General features: G+C 61.8%; 17 protein-coding genes and 2 pseudogenes. 13 read left to right on the top strand and 6 right to left on the bottom strand.

All coding sequences use genetic code 11. The features are described 5' to 3' along the window. Positions 1 to 318 precede the first annotated feature (318 nt). Positions 319 to 1,143 carry a prolipoprotein diacylglyceryl transferase gene (gene lgt, locus FN060_RS02620; protein ID WP_077546288.1) on the top strand — a complete coding sequence of 275 codons (825 nt, stop codon included), beginning with the start codon at positions 319 to 321 and terminating at the stop codon, positions 1,141 to 1,143. 46 nt (positions 1,144 to 1,189) lie between these two features. Here the strand turns inward: lgt and FN060_RS02615 are convergent. Beyond that, positions 1,190 to 1,837, bottom strand: a pseudogene (locus FN060_RS02615) (transposase domain-containing protein); the annotation flags it as partial. 229 nt (positions 1,838 to 2,066) lie between these two features. On the opposite strand from FN060_RS02615, the gene FN060_RS02610 reads away from it, so the two are divergent. Both FN060_RS02610 and FN060_RS02605 read left to right on the top strand, forming a co-directional pair. After that, a complete protein-coding gene (locus FN060_RS02610) occupies positions 2,067 to 4,250 on the top strand; it encodes a heavy metal translocating P-type ATPase (protein ID WP_142586773.1) in 2,184 nt (727 codons plus the stop codon). A 70-nt stretch (positions 4,251 to 4,320) separates the two neighbouring features. Beyond that, the gene (locus FN060_RS02605) at positions 4,321 to 4,827 is read left to right on the top strand and encodes a copper chaperone PCu(A)C (protein WP_142586772.1); all 507 of its coding nucleotides are present in this window, start codon (positions 4,321 to 4,323) and stop codon (positions 4,825 to 4,827) included. 217 nt (positions 4,828 to 5,044) lie between these two features. On the opposite strand, the gene FN060_RS02600 is transcribed toward FN060_RS02605, so the two are convergent. Both FN060_RS02600 and FN060_RS02595 read right to left on the bottom strand, forming a co-directional pair. Then, positions 5,045 to 6,313, bottom strand: coding sequence for a peptidoglycan L,D-endopeptidase MepK (locus tag FN060_RS02600; RefSeq protein WP_413243655.1), 1,269 nt, complete (start codon positions 6,311 to 6,313; stop codon positions 5,045 to 5,047). A gap of 128 nt (positions 6,314 to 6,441) precedes the next feature. Next, on the bottom strand, positions 6,442 to 6,858 hold the full coding sequence (locus FN060_RS02595; protein ID WP_142586771.1) for a MerR family transcriptional regulator: 417 nt from the start codon (positions 6,856 to 6,858) through the stop codon (positions 6,442 to 6,444). A 246-nt stretch (positions 6,859 to 7,104) separates the two neighbouring features. Between FN060_RS02595 and FN060_RS02590 the strand changes: the two genes are divergently transcribed. Both FN060_RS02590 and FN060_RS02585 read left to right on the top strand, forming a co-directional pair. After that, complete coding sequence (locus tag FN060_RS02590) at positions 7,105 to 8,202, top strand: L,D-transpeptidase family protein (RefSeq protein WP_052642685.1); 1,098 nt, start codon at positions 7,105 to 7,107, stop codon at positions 8,200 to 8,202. Position 8,203: 1 nt separating this feature from the next. Then, positions 8,204 to 9,406, top strand: a complete 1,203-nt coding sequence (locus tag FN060_RS02585) for a flavin-containing monooxygenase (protein ID WP_052642684.1) — start codon at positions 8,204 to 8,206, stop codon at positions 9,404 to 9,406. A 283-nt stretch (positions 9,407 to 9,689) separates the two neighbouring features. Here FN060_RS02585 and FN060_RS02580 read toward each other — a convergent pair whose 3' ends face one another. After that, complete coding sequence (locus tag FN060_RS02580) at positions 9,690 to 10,061, bottom strand: ArsR/SmtB family transcription factor (protein WP_425312133.1); 372 nt, start codon at positions 10,059 to 10,061, stop codon at positions 9,690 to 9,692. Between the two features lie 38 nt (positions 10,062 to 10,099). On the opposite strand from FN060_RS02580, the gene FN060_RS02575 reads away from it, so the two are divergent. From FN060_RS02575 to FN060_RS02560, 4 genes are all read left to right on the top strand, one after another. Next, positions 10,100 to 10,972, top strand: coding sequence for a cation efflux transmembrane domain-containing protein (locus FN060_RS02575; RefSeq protein ID WP_052642956.1), 873 nt, complete (start codon positions 10,100 to 10,102; stop codon positions 10,970 to 10,972). After that, positions 10,973 to 11,434, top strand: a complete 462-nt coding sequence (gene lspA / locus FN060_RS02570) for a signal peptidase II (protein WP_052642682.1) — start codon at positions 10,973 to 10,975, stop codon at positions 11,432 to 11,434. A 116-nt stretch (positions 11,435 to 11,550) separates the two neighbouring features. Continuing rightward, positions 11,551 to 12,810 carry a cytochrome P450 gene (locus FN060_RS02565; RefSeq protein ID WP_142586770.1) on the top strand — a complete coding sequence of 420 codons (1,260 nt, stop codon included), beginning with the start codon at positions 11,551 to 11,553 and terminating at the stop codon, positions 12,808 to 12,810. Next, positions 12,807 to 13,112: a hypothetical protein gene (locus FN060_RS02560; protein ID WP_052642678.1), complete on the top strand. Its 306-nt coding sequence runs from the start codon at positions 12,807 to 12,809 to the stop codon at positions 13,110 to 13,112. Before FN060_RS02565 ends, FN060_RS02560 begins: the two co-directional genes overlap by 4 nt. Here FN060_RS02560 and FN060_RS02555 read toward each other — a convergent pair. Then, positions 13,109 to 13,549 carry a MerR family transcriptional regulator gene (locus FN060_RS02555; RefSeq protein WP_142586769.1) on the bottom strand — a complete coding sequence of 147 codons (441 nt, stop codon included), beginning with the start codon at positions 13,547 to 13,549 and terminating at the stop codon, positions 13,109 to 13,111. The two genes, FN060_RS02560 and FN060_RS02555, sit on opposite strands and share 4 nt — an antisense overlap. Before the next feature lie 98 nt (positions 13,550 to 13,647). Between FN060_RS02555 and FN060_RS02550 the strand changes: the two genes are divergently transcribed. Genes FN060_RS02550 through merA form a run of 4 tightly spaced genes read left to right on the top strand, consistent with a single transcriptional unit; the run spans position 13,648 to position 16,076 of the window. Continuing rightward, positions 13,648 to 14,061, top strand: a complete 414-nt coding sequence (locus FN060_RS02550; RefSeq protein WP_052642675.1) for a mercuric transporter MerT family protein — start codon at positions 13,648 to 13,650, stop codon at positions 14,059 to 14,061. Positions 14,062 to 14,077: 16 nt separating this feature from the next. Continuing rightward, entirely contained in the window at positions 14,078 to 14,365 is a 288-nt protein-coding gene (locus FN060_RS02545) for a cation transporter (RefSeq protein ID WP_077548684.1), read from the top strand. Between the two features lie 11 nt (positions 14,366 to 14,376). Further along, a complete protein-coding gene (locus FN060_RS02540; protein ID WP_052642671.1) occupies positions 14,377 to 14,628 on the top strand; it encodes a mercury resistance system transport protein MerF in 252 nt (83 codons plus the stop codon). 5 nt (positions 14,629 to 14,633) lie between these two features. After that, entirely contained in the window at positions 14,634 to 16,076 is a 1,443-nt protein-coding gene (gene merA, locus FN060_RS02535) for a mercury(II) reductase (protein WP_052642669.1), read from the top strand. Here the strand turns inward: merA and FN060_RS02530 are convergent. After that, positions 16,056 to 16,298, bottom strand: a pseudogene (locus FN060_RS02530) (helix-turn-helix domain-containing protein); the annotation flags it as partial. The gene merA and the pseudogene FN060_RS02530 sit on opposite strands and share 21 nt — an antisense overlap. Positions 16,299 to 16,397 lie beyond the last annotated feature (99 nt).

Raw genomic sequence — 16,397 nt, 5'->3', positions numbered from 1 at the left:
GTACTGGGTGTCGCGCTCACCGTTGATCACGGTTGGGTTGTTTCCGCAGCTGGATCCAAGATCGGAGTATGCCCCGATTGAAATCCAGCTGTGATGTGTCAACGACCTTCCGAAGAGGGCGGCGCGATGACAGGCGCTTGAAACCGCGTGTTCGACAGCTATTCGCCTCGGTTTCTCGCTGCTGATCGCCCCCGGACGCGTGTTGAAATGTCGTGAGTGGTCGTCCGGGTGGCGCGTCTTGCATCCCGCAATAGGTGCCCAGGTTAGCAGTCCGCTCAATCACCTGACGCCGAGCTTGAACAGAATTCCGGAGCAATCATGGATCTACTTCCTTTGACTTTCCCCGCCATTGACCCTGTTTTGGTTGAGATCGGCCCGATCTCCATCCGTTGGTATGGCCTCGCTTACCTCGTCGGCATTGTAGCGGGATGGCGATATGCTCTCTATCTTGCCCGGCTCTACGGCGGGCGACCCGCTTCTACAGATATCGAAAGCCTCGTGCTCTGGATCACGTTCGGCATCATTCTTGGGGGACGGTTTGGGTATGTGCTGTTCTATGAGCTGGATGCCTATCTCCAGAAGCCCTTGAGCATCCTTGTGCTGTGGCACGGCGGCATGTCGTTTCACGGTGGCCTCGTGGGCGTGACCGCTGCTATCATCATTTTTGCCTGGAAGAACGAACTCCCGCTGCTCAAGATTGCCGATATTGTTGCTCCAACGGTCCCTATTGGACTTTTCTTCGGTAGGTTGGCCAACTTTATCAACGGCGAGCTTTGGGGCCGCGTGACTGACGCGCCTTGGGCTATGGTTTTTCCGGGAGCAGGCGATCTGCCTCGCCACCCCAGTCAGCTTTACGAGGCGTTCCTCGAGGGGCTGGTGCTATTCGTCGTTCTCGTTGTCCTCGTTCACCGGCAATCAATCCGGAAGCGTTTAGGATTAATCACCGGAGTTTTTCTGCTCGGGTATGGATTGAGCCGCATCACGGTAGAACTGTTCCGAGAGCCTGACGCTTTTCTTGGCTTTCTTCTAGCCGGGCTCACTATGGGTCAGATTCTTTCTATACCTATGGTAGCGGTGGGGATTGCACTGATTTTACGTGCCATTTTGGCGCCTGGCGACGGACGCCAGTTGCCGACAACATGAGTGATCAGGAAGAGAGCGGCAAACCGAGGATTTAATAAATTGCAGCGGCCATCAACTTACGATCGAGCTCGACCTAGTTTGCGAGCATAGATCGCCTCCTGCCGATAGAGCGGCAGACCGTCGGCATACTTCGAGACGGCGATCTGAGCCAGAAGTGCTTCCGTCGGAATGCCGCCCTCGATGATGTGCGCGGGCGCGAGAGCCTGAATGACACCGTCTTCGTTTTTGAAGGCATACTTCGGTCGGCGGGTGACGATGACCCGGAACTTCGCTGGCACGACATCCAGCCGTTCAGAGACGTCTTCCCCGACCAGCACCTTCTGCTTGCCGGCGTGTTCGGGCAGTTCATCTGGCTCGATCACCACCTCGACCCGCTCCAGGTGAGGTGCGAAGCCTTTGCGCGGCCGCGGCTGACGTTTGCCATACGGATGGGCTGTGCCCTTGTTGACCTTGGCTCGGCTCGCAGCGATGCCGGTCTCGATTTCCTCGAAGTCAAAGGCCTGCTGCTCGTCGTCGACGGTTGGGGAGCCAAGCTTCTCCGATCGCCGGCCGAAGCGGGCCCGATCGAAGGCTTTCAGGATCTGGGTCAGTCGTTCGATGCGTCCATCAGCATCGGCGTTTCTCGCCTTGAGATCTGCACTTCGCTCTCCAGAGCATCGGCCCGCGCAGCCTTGTCGGCCATGGCAAGGACTATGGCTCAGGGTATGCGCGGCGGGACAATCGCTCTTCGGTGGTCGCTTTCGTGGCAGGCTTCGTTCTCTTCACTCTTGTCTCGGCTGGTCTTGAAACTCTGCTGGCTGCCTGATCCCGCAACTAACCCAACGACTTTGATGGGCGGCAGTACAGAAAATGAAAAATCCTCTTGCACCTCTAGCGGCTAGAGGTCGTAGACCATCCTCATGGACAGCAAGAGGATCCCGCGCATGAATGGGCCGACACAGACGAAATTCCGCGTCGACGGGATGGACTGCGCTTCCTGCGCGAGAAAGATCGACACGGCCGTCAGGCGCATGCCGGGCATCTCCGACGTGGCCGTTTCCGTGACGGCCGGTACAATGACGGTCACCCACGACGACACCATCGACCTCGAGGCCGTAGGCACTAAACTTTCAGGGCTGGGATTTCAGGCGACGCCAATCCGTCCGAGGTCGGCTTCTGCTGCCCCGGTGACGGAACACGCGCTTGGTGCAGGCCCCGAGATCGAACATCACGCCGACCATGGTGGCCACGACCACAGCCCGTCCGAAGGACCGTGGTGGAGCAGCAGGAAAGGCCGCCTGACCATCATGGCAGGCACAGCACTCGTACTCGCCTACGGCATCGGTCTTCTGTTCCCTGACATTGCGACCTATGCCTTCATCGTCGCAATGCTGGTCGGTCTCGTTCCGATCGCGCGGCGCGCCATCATGGCGGCAATGGCAGGCACTCCGTTCTCGATCGAGATGCTGATGACTATCGCCGCCGTCGGCGCGCTATTCATTGACGCCACGGAGGAGGCGGCCGCCGTCGTCTTACTGTTCCTGGTCGGCGAGCTGCTCGAGGGCGTGGCTGCGGGCAAGGCGCGCGACAGCATTAGGTCGCTCACGGCCCTGGTACCCAAGACGGCGTTGCTGGAGGAGGCCGGGAAGATCCGTGAAGTTCCCGCAGAGACGCTTGAAGTGGGTTCAACCATCCTCGTCCGCCCTGGCGACCGGATCTCCGCCGACGGCGTGATCGTCGCGGGCGAGAGTTCAGTCGACGAATCCCCTGTTACAGGTGAGAGCATTCCCGTCCAGAAGGCTGTCGAAGACAACGTCTTCGCGGGTACGGTCAATGGCGATGCTGCGCTACGTATAAAAGTTACGGCAGCCGCCGCCGACAACACCATTGCCCGCGTCGTACGGCTCGTCGAGGAAGCCCAGGAATTGAAAGCTCCGACCGAACGTTTCATCGATCGCTTCTCCCGCTACTACACGCCGGCCGTCGTCGTCGTGGCGGCGCTGGTCGCCATCGTCCCTCCGCTTCTCGGCAGCGGCGTCTGGAGCGAATGGGTCTACAAGGGGCTCGCAGTTCTTCTGATCGGCTGCCCGTGTGCCCTCGTCATCTCGACGCCGGCCGCCATCGCCGCATCGCTGTCGTCAGGTGCGCGCCGCGGACTGCTCCTGAAGGGCGGCGCCGTTCTTGAAGGGCTTGGCAAGCTTACCGCCATCGCCTTCGACAAGACGGGCACGCTCACGGAAGGCAAGCCGAAGGTGACCGACGTCGTGCCGTTCGGCCGAAAGGTCCACGAGGTCCTGCGCTATGCAGCCGCGCTCGAAATGGGATCAAGCCATCCGCTCGCGTTGGCGGTGCTCGAAAGGGCCGACGAGGACGGGATCGATGCTCCGGCAGCCACCGACGCGAAGGCGCTCGGCGGAAAGGGCGTGACCGCAGTAATCGACGGGGTCGAGGTGTTTTTCGGCTCGCCAAAGGCCGCCGCCGAACGTGTTTCGATGCCTATGGCGCATTCGAAGACGATCACGTCCCTCAACGACGACGGGAAGACCGTCTCCGTTCTCGTCATCGGAAACGTCCTCGCGGGGGCGATCGCAATGCGCGACGAGCCGCGGGCCGACGCCGTGGCGGGGCTCAAGACGCTGACCGATGCGGGCATCAAAACTGTCATGCTGACAGGCGATAACGAGCGGACAGCCACCGCCATCGGAGCTCATCTCGGTATCGAGGTCCGCGCCGAACTGATGCCTGAAGACAAGCAGCGGATCGTCGGCGAACTCAAGCGGGAAGGCTTCGTGGTCGGCAAGATCGGCGACGGTATCAACGACGCCCCGGCCCTTGCCGCCGCGGACGTCGGAATTGCCATGGGCGGCGGAACCGACGTAGCGTTGGAGACTGCGGATGCAGCGGTTCTGCATGGGAGGGTGGGCGACGTCGGCCTCATGGTCGATCTCTCGAAGCGCACGATGCGCAACATCTACCAGAACATCACCATCGCGCTCGGCCTTAAGGCTGTCTTTCTGGTCACGACGATTCTAGGGATTACCGGGCTATGGCCAGCCATCCTTGCCGATACCGGAGCAACCGTGCTGGTGACCATGAACGCGCTGCGCCTGCTGCGTCCGATCAGATAGTGATGGCGAGTCCTGCGGAAATGTTCGAATAGATGACCAAAGAGTATCCCGAGCATATGGAGTTGAAGTCATGAAGCACAGAACCATCAAGGCCTTGGCACTTGCAGCGGTCGTGACCGCGGCAGGTCTTCCAGGCATCTCCGCGGCCCACGACTTCAAGGTGGGAAGCCTCGAGCTCAAGCACCCGTGGTCTGCCAAAGCGCCTCCCGTCGCACCGGTTCTTGGAGGATATCTCACCATCGTCAACACAGGCAGCGAGCCCGATCGACTTGTCGGCGGTAGCACTCCTGTCGCCGAACGGCTGGAACTGCATGAATCCTCGCTCGTAGACGGCGTCGCCCGCATGCGTCCAGCAAGAGGCGGCATCGAGATTCCCGCAGGAGAATCCTTGAACCTGCAGCCTGGCGGCGCCCATATCATGCTCGTGAACCCGAAGCAGCGCCCCGCCGAAGGCGAGAAGTTCACGGCGACCCTGCAGTTCGAGAAGGCAGGCCAGGTCGAGGTGGAATTCGTCGTCCAGGCCAAGGCGTCGACGCCGGTTCCCGCCGAGGACCACACGGCACACTCGAAGCCCTGAGATGGCAGGTGACCAAGGCCGAAGCCCTTGAAACTGAGGCAGCCAGCTCATATCCAGGGTTCACCACCCGTCATAGATGACTGCCTGCAGCGCCGCTCTCGGCCGCGCGTTTGCAGTTGTCCGGGTCCACGAAGGCGCTCCTCGGAAACGGGTCGAGCGCCTTCGTCATTTCTTTCGATCTTCAAACCGCCTGTAAGGCTCGATTGGCCAACAATAACTAGCTGCCCGACCAGAAGCGTCCCGTATCGAATTTCGGCTCATCAGGCATGGGGACCGGTGCGTCGTTCGAAGGAACGCCGGCTTCGGTCGCGCCGGACTGGAAGAGGAACGCCGGCGCTCTCATGCCCGTCGAGCTTCCAGGAGGCGAAAGCGCCCAAGAGATGATCGCTTCCTCGGAGTCGAATTCGTCTTCGTCATCCATCTCCGACCGAAGGAACCCGAGCGTGTCGGTCGACGGCTGCCGCAGGTTCGAGAGCGGCATCTCTCCGCCGAGAGTGACGGGAGTTAGAGCCGTGACCGGTCCCAGAGACGCCGTCTCCACGGGAGCAGCCTCCGCGATGGCGGCAGGCCGAAGCATAGGGAGGGGGACGGCAAAGGAGGCAAGGTCTACGTAGCTTGGGTTGGGTTCGTCAAGATCCTGGACGAGCGCTCCTCCCTGTAGGTCCAGAGCCTCCTGTGCGCGGCTTTTCGGTGTCGGCAGCATTGCGGTGAGAAGGCTGCTTGCGGCGCTGGACGAGCGTCTCCCGCCAGCGGTGCTGGCGATCTCGATCGACTTCGAACCCACGCGCCGCTTGTAGTCCGCGACCGCCTGCTGGTAGCCGGGCAGGGGCTTTCCGTTGGATGGAAGATGCATCGTCTTGCCGTCCGGGAAGATGTTTGCGAGTTCCTGGCGGGACATGCGGGGCCATGCTCGGACGTTCCCGACGTCGAGGTGAACGAAGGGCGATCCGGATGTGGGATAGTAGCCGACGCCGCCGACTTGGGCCTGCATCGCCAGCGCCCGGAGCTTGGAGAGCTTGACGCCTGGAATGTAGAAGTCCATCGCCTTGCCGAGCGTGTGCTGGCTGTTCTTCGCGACGCCGGAACTCCGCGAGCGGCCGCGCAGCATCTTGTTTGTGGCGGGCGAACGATACGCAGAGACGATATGGATGTAGTCCTTGGCGCCGCTCCGGCCGTAGATCTCCCAGACGAGATCGAGGAGGCGCGGATCCATGCGGGCCGGCTCGTTCTTTCGCCAGTCCCGGAGGAAGCGGTTTACCTGCGCAAGGCCCTTCTGGTCGAACCGGCCGTCGCGCTTGTAGGTGATGGTCGCCCGTTCGCCAGTGTGCGTGAAGAAGAGCTTCAGCGCTCGTTCCTCCGCGGCTGCGGCGCCCGGCGAGCCGCAGATCGCCATCGCAGTCAGAGCTGCAGTGCAGGTTCTTCCCGCGACGCTTCGAAAAGCCGTCGCTACGACACGGCCGACGATGCCCTTCCAGTACTCGCTCACCGCACACTCCTGCACGCTACAACGGATCGCGGTCGGATCCGGAAGCCCTAGTAGAAGCGAGTATGGTCAATAAAATCCTAATGGCCGAAGTCTTGCCGCTTCGGAGTTCGATGGTGTCGCTCGTCGACTTAATCGTGATCCGTCTCGCACAGGTCATGGTTGGCCAGCGCCCTGATAACGTAGCAGTCGCGCACATGGTTGGAGTGGCAATGGGTCGAAATCCGCTCGAGCTCCGCCTCCAGCTTCTTCAGCTTCGCGATCTTCTGGCGTACCGTCGCAAGCTGCTCCGCCGCAATACGATCGGCTTCCGCGCACGGCTTCTCGGGATGCTGGCTGAGGTCGATCAGCTCGCGGATCGCCTCGATCGTCAGTCCAAGTTCCCGCGCATGCTTGATGAACGAAAGTCTGTCGCGCTGGCTCCTGGAGTAGCGGCGCTGGTTGCCCTCGGAACGTTCTGCATGCGAAAGCAGACCCATCTGCTCGTAGTAGCGGATGGTAGGCACCTTCACGCCGGTTGTCTTCGCCAGGTCGCCGATCGTCAGCATTTGGATCCTCTTGTTATTTGCAGTTCATCCAGCGCGACCACCCGCCATCGTGAGGTCAACATTCCCTGCAACAGCTCGAGCACGCGCGGTGATACGGTTCACTTTTCCTCTTGCAGCTAAAGCCGCTAGAGGTTTTAGGATGGCGCAGTTTCGACGATCCGTCATGTTCTACGGTGGTCTTCGAGCGACATGAGGGGGACCTTGGTCTCGAAAAGCAGCACGAAGTCATCGACCGACGTCAGAGGAATGCACTTGATCGCGACCGTCCGGAGCAGGAAGACTTCCCTTCAGCATGCGATACGTCGTCTCGCGGGCATGGCAGCCGTGGGACTGCTGCTGTCGAGCTGCGTTGCAGCCGACATGGCCTTGGACGGGGCCGCCAAGGCTCCGCCGCAGATCCCGAGCAAGATGATCGCCGAGATGTCCAAGAAGGGCATGAAGGTCGAAAGCCCTGTGCTTGTCAGGATCTTCAAGCAGGAAAGCGAGCTTGAGGTCTGGAAGATGGACGGGGCGGGCCGGTATGCCCTGCTCAAGACGTATCCGATGTGCAGATGGTCCGGCAAGCTAGGCCCGAAGACGAAAAACGGGGACCGTCAGGCTCCGGAAGGCTTCTATCATGTGACTGCGGGCATGCTGAACCCGAAGTCCCAGTACTACGTGTCTTTCAATCTCGGCTATCCCAATCGGCTCGAATCCGCTCTCGGCTATACGGGGGATGCGCTTATGGTCCATGGCGCATGTTCCTCCGCAGGATGCTACGCTCTTACCGACCAGGGCGTCGGCGAGATTTACGCGATCGTCTCGAAGGCGCTCTCCTCCGGTCAGAACCACTTCCAGGTGCAGGCCTATCCGTTCCGCATGACGGCCGACAACATGGCGCTCCACAGGAGCGATGAGAACCTGCCGTTCTGGCGGATGCTCAAGGAGGGCTACGACGCCTTCGAACTTACGAAGCAGCAGCCGAAGGTCTCGGCCTGTGGTCGGCGATACGTGTTCAACACAGCCTTCGAAGGGGGCGAGCCCCGCGATCCACTGGCAGCTTGTCCAATTCCCGTCACGCAGCCGGATCCGCAGATCATGGCGAAGATCGATGCGGAGAAGCAGAAGGTCGACGCCGCCCTGGCGGAGAGCAAGGCCTCTCCCGTAACCGCCTATGTCGACGGAGGAATGCACCCCAGCTTCCGCACGCTTCTGGAGAAGAACGGCCCCGAAAAGCTGGCAGCCAGCATCTCCGGCATCAAGTATCCCGTCAGCCGCCCAGAGGCGGCGCTTGCCGATCCGTTCCAGGGTGCGAGGAAGAGGGCGGGAGCCGGTAGCATCTCCGACCAGGCATCCGGAAACTGACGTGACGAACGATGAACGTCAGGAGCATCGTGAAGGCCGCAACGCTTGCTGCGAGCATGCAAGCTCTCACTCAGGTTCGGCCCTCGGCATGTCGAGCGACGTCAGCGACAGCGGCTGTGGACCCCTTCGGACGAACGTCCTCGTCATCGGCGCAGGACAGGCGGGGCTTGCCGCCGCGAACGAACTGAAGAAGGCGGGGGTCGACTACCTCCTGGTAGATGCCGCCGCCGCGGTCGGCGATAGCTGGCGGCAGCGTTACGAAACACTGACGCTCTTCACGCCGCGGAGCATCAGCAGCCTCCCCGGGCTGCCCCTTCCAGGCGATACGGAGGGATATGCTACTAAAGACGAGTTCGCGGCATATCTCGCCCGGTATGCGAAGGTAGGCGGCCACCGTATCGAGACCGGGACGCGGATTTCAGCTCTCCGTCGGAAACACGGCGTATTCGAAGCCGTGTCCAGCGACGGCAGGATCTATGCTGCCCCGGCGGTCATCGTGGCCACCGGGCCGTTCTCGGTCCCGCGCGTGCCGGCTATGGTAAATGAATTCCCGGACGGCATCCAGCAGATACACGTCTCAGACTTTTGGAACGCCGAGTCGGTTGCCGAAGGAACCGTCCTGCTCGTAGGAGACGGAGCAAGCGGAAGGGACGCCGCTCTGGCCCTTGCCGCCAGCCATCGCGTGCTTCTTGCAAGGGGACGACCCCGCAAGCTCTTTCCCGAACGAATCCTGGGGCAGAGCACCTGGTGGTGGCTTAAGCGTCTTGGACTGCTGGGCGCAAAGCCTGACAGCATCATCGGGAGAAGGATGCGCCGGATCGATCCGTTCCCCAACCGAGGCAACGACGACGCCACGCTGGTTCGAAAGAACGTCGTGTTGATGCCGAGGCTAGTTTCCGTCGACGGCTGCCATGCCGTCTTCGCGGACGGGTCGCGCGAAGCGCCGCAGGCGGTCGTCTGGGCGGCCGGCTACCGGGACGAGTTCGACTGGATAAAAATCGAAGGCGCAGTGGATGCCGAAGGACGGCTCCTGCACCAGGAGGGCGTCTCTCCAGTTCCCGGTCTCTACTTCGTCGGCAGGCCCTGGCAGAGGAACAGAGCCTCCGCTCTCATCGCAGGGGCTGGCGACGACGCCGCCTTCGTCGTCGGCACGCTCATGCACTCTGTGCGTTCTCGATATAAAACCTCAAAGCTTCTTCGTTGATCGGCGCGCTGCGGGTCGAGGTCTCGGCTTTGGGTAGAAGCATGAGGCGTAGCCGATCATCCTGGGCGGATTCCTGTTACAAATCATGTCGCAGATATTTGCTTGGGCCTTCGGTCACCCGCGCAAAACCAGCCTTTTTGCGCAAGTTGGCGTGGTTCCTGGCTCGTTTGGCTTCTGGTGCTCGACGTACTGGTTCTCGTTATCGCCGCCTTGGTCAAATATCCGAGGCGTTGAGAAGCGTCCCGCCTTTCGATTCTATGCGCCGCGCAGCCCTCTCTGGGGATCAGTCCGATTTCCCGGGCTCGTAGTTGCGGCAGGGATAAACCCCCTGCGCCGTTCCAGCCACCAGCTCGTCTGCCAGGCTCAACAATGTTTCCAGATGCGGATCGCTAAGGCGGTAATGGACGAAGCGCCCGCGCTGCTCGCCCGCGACCAGACCGCATTCGTTCAGGCAACGTAGATGGTTCGAGGCGTTGGGCTGCGAAAGACCCGTGCTCGCGACAATCTCCCCGACCGATCGCGGCCCCGCGCGCAGCGCGTCCAGAATCGCCAGCCGCGAAGAATCGCCAAGCCCCCGGAACAGCTTCGCCCGCAACTGGACTACGCGGGTATCGACCCGCAGCATCAATTCAGTTTCGCTCGACATATCAGCCATCAATGATATCATATCTGTCGGAATTAAGGAAGATGATCATGAGCATAGCGCCCTCGGTAGTTAATGCACAGGAAACGGCATGGTACCGCGTCACCGGCATGGACTGCGCGTCCTGCGCTGCCAAGATCGAGAAGGCGGTGCGGTCGGCCGGCGTGGAGAATGTAAAGGTTTCGACCGCGACCCAGATCATGACGCTGCACGTCAACGATCCTGCCGCGCGGCTGCCGGAAGTCGAACGCACCGTTTCCGGCATCGGCTATCAGCTCGATCGTCTGGATGGCCCCAACACGCAAACCGAAGGCGACATAGACGATCTACCGAAGGACGTTTCCCACATCACGCCGGCCTACAAACGGGCGCTTTGGATCGTGATCGTGCTCAATGTCGGCTACGGCCTGATCGAAATGGTCGGCGGCTTCATATCGGGATCGCAGGCGCTCAAGGCAGATGCGCTAGATTTCCTCGGCGACGGGCTGATTACCTTCCTCGGCATTCTCGCCATCGGCTGGAGTCTGCTCTGGCGCGCGCGTTCGGCCCTCATTCAGGGGCTGTTCCTGGGCGTGCTCGGATTGGGGGTTCTCGGCAGTACGGCATACCGCGTGCTGGTGGAAAACCAGCCAGAAGCCGGATTGATGGGCCTGTTCGGGATCATCGCACTGGCGGTAAATGTGGGGGCAGCGCTCGCGCTGATCCCGCACCGGACGGGCGACGCCAACGTGCGGGCAGTCTGGCTGTTTTCGCGCAATGATGCGATCGGCAACGCGGCCGTCGTCGTGGCGGCGGGCCTAGTCGCATGGACCGGAACGGCTTGGCCTGACCTGGTTGTGGCGGCAGTGATCGCCGGTCTGTTCCTGCAATCCTCATGGGTGATCGTGCGCGATGCGCGCGCCGATCTGCGCGAGACGGCGTAGGTGGGCCGCGGCGTCGGCATAGGCTGCGCCCTGGCGGCGTTCTCTCTCGATCAGGGCACCAAGGCGCTTGCCCTTGGCACGCCCGCCCTGGCGCACGGCGTTGAAGTCATCCCCGTCTTAAACCTTGTGCTCGTGCGCAATCACGGCGTCAGCTTCGGGATGCTCGGCGGCGTCGTGCCGTGGTGGGGGCTGATCCTGCTCAGCCTCGCCATCGTGGCCGCACTTGTCGTCTGGCTATGGCGGTCGGAAACCCGGCAGGCCAGCGTGGCTCTTGGACTCATCATCGGCGGCGCGCTTGGCAACGTCATCGACCGCGCGCGCTTTCAAGCCGTCACCGATTTTCTGGATTTTCATCTGGCCGGCTACCACTGGCCCGCCTTCAATCTTGCCGACGTGGCGGTCGTCTGCGGCGTGGCGTTGCTAATGTTCGATGGCTTTCGCGCCGGAAGGAAGAAGGCATGAGAAAGCCTGAGAGGAAAAAAAACGGCGACGGCCGCGCTGGCCGAGAACCGTCCAGAGTAGCCCCGCAGTGGCGGCGGCCTCAGCCTTCTCCGCTCAGGTTTCGGGGAGGATGAGTGATGTCCCGCATCCCGCGCGACCGGAGTTTCGATAGCACGTTGGCCCTGCTCCTGGACCCTTACGGCTTTATCTCGAAAAGATGCCGCCGATACGGGGCCGATCTCTTTCAAACCCGGCTCCTGCTCCGCCCGACGATCTGCATGACCGGCCCCGAGGCGGCCGAACTGTTCTACCGGCAGGACTTGTTCGCCCGGAGCGGAGCTGCACCGGGCCGGGTTCAGAAAACCCTCTTCGGGCAGGGCGGCGTGCAGGGGCTGGACGGCGAAGCGCATCGGCACCGCAAGCAGATGTTCATGTCGCTTATGACACCGGAGCGCATCGAGGCGCTGAAAGAGCTGACCGCCGAATGGTGGCGCACCTACGCCCAGAAATGGACAACGATGGACCGGGTTATCCTTTACGACGAGGTGCAAGAACTCCTGACGAGAGCTGTTTGCGCATGGGTCGGGGTTCCGCTGCCGGAAGCAGAGGCCGGTCGGCGCGCGGCAGAGTTGACGGCGCTGTTTGATTACGCGGGGTCGGTCGGACCGAAGCACTGGTGGTCGCGCCTATCCCGCAGGCGGTGCGAAAGCTGGATCGAGGGCATTGTTGAGCAGATTCGTGCCGGCGATCTGAGCCCGCCGGAAGGAAGCGCGGCGCGTGTCATCGCCACTTGGCGGGATCAGGACGGCGCTCTTCTCAGCCCGCGTATTGCCGCCGTGGAACTGCTGAACATATTGCGGCCAACCGTAGCCGTGGCGGTTTTCATTGTCTTTGCCGCCCACGCCCTGCATGGGTTCCCGGCCTGCCGCCCGAAACTTCAAACCGGCGACGAATATCCGGAGCTGTTCGTGCAGGAAATCCGGCGGCTCTATCCCTTTTTTCCGGCGGTGATGGCGCGCACGAGGCACAATTTCGAATGGAACGGCTATCGGTTTCCCCGGGGACGGCGCGTGATGCTGGACCTCTACGGCACCAACCGGGACGCGCGGGCATGGGATGCGCCGGAGGAGTTCCGGCCGGACCGATTTCGGAGTTGGGATGGCAGTCCCTTCAACTTCATCCCGCAGGGAGGCGGCGACCATCACATGAATCACCGCTGCTCCGGGGAATGGATGACGATCGAGCTTATGAAACTGTCCTGCCGATTTCTGGCGGCAAGCATCGAATACGACCTGCCGGATCAGGATCTGCGGATCGATATAACGCGACTGCCGGCCATACCGAAGAGCCGCTTCGTAATGAGCAACCTCAGATATGCGATCGGGGGCGCGTCATGATCGCCGTCTGGGCCGGGGTTCTTCTTGCAGCCGTATGGCTCGCGCATTGGGGCGCTGAGCACCTGTCCGATCCGCTCAAGAAGCTGCGCCGGCAATGGGGTTTCTCGGTCGCTGCGGGCGGCTCTTTCGTTGGTCTCGCCGCTGCCTCGCCCGAGATCGGCATTAACACGACAAGCGCTATTCGCGGCGTGAGCGATATAGGCCTTGGCGCGCTGCTCGGTTCCAACGTGCTCGCAATCCCGATGATGGTGGTCGTGGCCTATATGGGGTCGGAACAAGAGCAGTTCAAAATCCTGCGCTAAGGTCGAACGGAGCGGGAACGGCCCACTGGGCGCATCTCGAATAGAGCATCAATGATCGGGCATTCCGGAACCTGGTTGCCGGTGCATTGCGCGGCCATATCCGACATTGCCCGCTCCAGACGTCGTAGATCGGCGATTTTCTGACGGATATCTTTCAGGTGTTCGATGGTGAGGTCATGAACCTCACGGCAGGTGTAGCTATGCCCGTCGACCAGGCGAAGCAGTCCACGCAGTTCGTCGAGGCTGAAGCCGAGCTCACGGCCGCGCCGCACGAAATGCAACCGCCTTGCGTGATCGTTGCCGTAGACGCGATATCCGCCCGCGCTGCGCGCTGGTTTCGGCATGACGCCGATCCTCTCGTAATAGCGAATCGTCTCGATGTTGACGCCGCTGCGTTCGGACAGGACGCCGATCGAAAATTCATCAGCCTGTTTCATCACATAGCTCGCACAACACCGTGAAACTTTCCCGCTTGACCCTGTAGTTACTACAGGCATTAGGGTCACCATAGATCAATTGCGGGAGCATGTGAACGATGATGCAGAACGAAGCGCGGCCACTGGCAGATACGGCCCTGGAGCCCGTCGAAAAGGGTTTTGATCAGGCAGCGCTGCTCTCGGTTGGCGGCATCGTGGCGGCACTGGGCGCGGCAACCTGCTGCGTGGTGCCCTTTGTCTTGTTCTTTGCCGGCATCAGCGGCGCGTGGATCGGCAATCTGACCGCGTTCGAGCCCTATCAGCCCGTGTTCGTCACGATCGCGCTCGCCTGCCTCGGCTACGGCTTCTATCTCGTCTATCGCAAGCCGAGGGCGGCTGAGTGCATCGAGGGCTCCTACTGCGCGCGTCCGTCGTCCCATCGCAACGCCAAGATGGGCCTTTGGATCGCAACGATTCTGATCATCGTCGCCGTGGGCTTTCCCTATGCAGCGCGGTTCTTCCTCACCGCCTAACCTCAAGGAGTTCCTGATGAAAACTTTACACCTTATCGCTCTCACCGCGTCCCTGCTGGCGAGTGGCGCCGCTTTTGCCGCCGAGCAGACCGTCACGCTGAATGTCGCCAATGCCACCTGCGAACTTTGCGGCCCGATCGTGAAGCGGGCGCTCAGCAACGTGTCAGGGGTGCTCGCGGTTGACGTGTCGGAGGCGACAGATGGGGCGATCGCCAAAGTGCGGTTTGACGACGGCAAGACAAATGTCGCTGCGTTGATCACCGCAACCACCAACGCCGGCTATCCCTCCAAGGTTTCGCAGTAGGGAGGCTCAGCATGACGGATGGAAAGTTCATCGGCATGGGCGGTGTCGGGCTTCTCGCCGTCATTTGTTGTGCCGCCCCATTTCTTTTGGTCGCTGCGGGCTCCTTCGGGGTTTCCGCATGGCTCGCTGCAGCCGGCTATGTGCTGATCCCGATCGCACTCGCTGCTATTGGGCTGGCGGCATTTTACCTTTATCGGCGCCGCCGTTCCGGCCCATCGGCTGATGCCGATTGCTGCTCAATCAATGACAAACGACAGGGATAAGTTAGATGTGCGAAGCTTGTGATGCTCCCAGTTCCAGCAAAGGCAACGGCCGTTACGATCTTGTAGTCGTCGGGGCTGGCTCGGCCGGATTCTCTGCCGCGATCACGGCCGCCGAACAAGGCGCGCAAGTGGCCCTTGTCGGGCACGGCACGATTGGCGGCACCTGCGTCAATATCGGTTGTGTGCCCTCGAAAGCCCTGATCCGGGCCACGGAAGCCGTGCGTCACGCCAATGATGCGGAAGCCCGCTTCGATGGCATTGAAAGCGGCGCGCGCGTCGTCGATTGGGCCGCTCAGATTGCCCAGAAAGACGCCCTGGTTGCGGGTCTTCGGCAGGCGAAATACGCTGATCTGCTGCCGGAGTATAACAATGTGGTCTATCGCGAAGGGCAGGCCCGCCTCGTTGACGGCGGCGTCGAGGTCGCGGGCCAGCGCCTCGCCTCCGAACGGATCATCATCGCGACGGGCGCGCGCCCAGGCCTGCCGGGAATTCCGGGGATCGTCGACGTGTCGCCGCTCGACAGCACGACGGCGCTGGCCCTGGCCGAACTGCCGCGCTCGATGATCGTGCTTGGCGGCGGCTATATCGGTGCGGAGCTTGCCCAGACGTTCGCGCGGGCCGGCGTCGCGGTGACGCTCGTATTCCGCAGCCGGCTTCTGCCGGAGGCTGAACCCGAAATCGGATCGGCGCTTGCAACCTACCTGGCCGATGAGGGCATCAGGATCGTCAGCGGGATCGCCTACGAATCCATCCGCAAGACCGATGACGGCGGTGTGGCGCTCACCATCGCGCGGGACGGTCGGCCGGAAATCCTGACGGCCGAACGGATTCTCGTGGCAACGGGACGCCGCCCGAACACCGAAACCCTTGGCTTGGCTGAGGCGGGTATTGCCGCAACGCCGGCCGGCGCCATCATTGTCGATGACCGCATGCGCACCTCAAAGACCGGCGTCTATGCCGCCGGAGACGTGACAGGAAAAGATCAGTTCGTTTACATGGCCGCCTATGGCGCCAAGCTCGCCGCCAAGAACGCGTTGAACGGCGATGGCCTGCGCTATGACAATTCCGCGATGCCTGCTGTCGTGTTCACAGACCCACAGGTGGCGAGCGTCGGCATGACCGAGGCGCAGGCGCGTGTTGCGGGGCATTCGGTTCGCACGTCCGTTCTTTCCCTCGACAATGTCCCGCGGGCGCTGGCGGCACGCGATACACGCGGCCTGATCAAGCTGGTTGCCGACGGGGCAAGCCGGAAGCTCCTGGGCGCGCATATTCTTGCGCCGGAAGGAGCTGACAGCATTCAGACGGCGGCGCTGGCTATCCGCGGCGGCCTGACGATCGACGATCTGTCGGAGGCGATCTTCCCGTACCTGACGACCGTCGAAGGCTTGAAGCTTGCGGCTCAGACCTTCGACAGGGACGTGAAAAAACTATCCTGCTGCGCGGGGTAACGGCGAAAGGGAAACGGGTGCGTGCTCAAGTTGTGGCTTGGACGAAGCGGGCACTTCATCCCTGACGCGCATGATGGTCTGGCGGCTGGTGTCGAATTTTCTGGCGAGAGCGGAAACGCTCATCCCTGTCGCGAGATCCTCGCGCACTTCCTGTTTCTGTTTTTCGCTCAGGGTGGAGGGGCGGCCGAGGGTCTTTCCTTCTGACTTGGCGCGCTTGAGGCCGTGTCGCTTTGCAGTTAATCGGGTTCTTCCTCAATTTGTGTGGTTCATTCGCCGTTAGCGAGGTTTTGGCTATGGGCGGGCATGCGAACGAAATCGAAA

Origin of the sequence: Pseudorhizobium halotolerans, assembly GCF_902153235.2 — a bacterium.
GTDB classification, from domain to species: Bacteria; Pseudomonadota; Alphaproteobacteria; order Rhizobiales; family Rhizobiaceae; genus Neorhizobium; species Neorhizobium flavum.
This window is presented reverse-complemented; position numbering and strand designations above follow the sequence as displayed.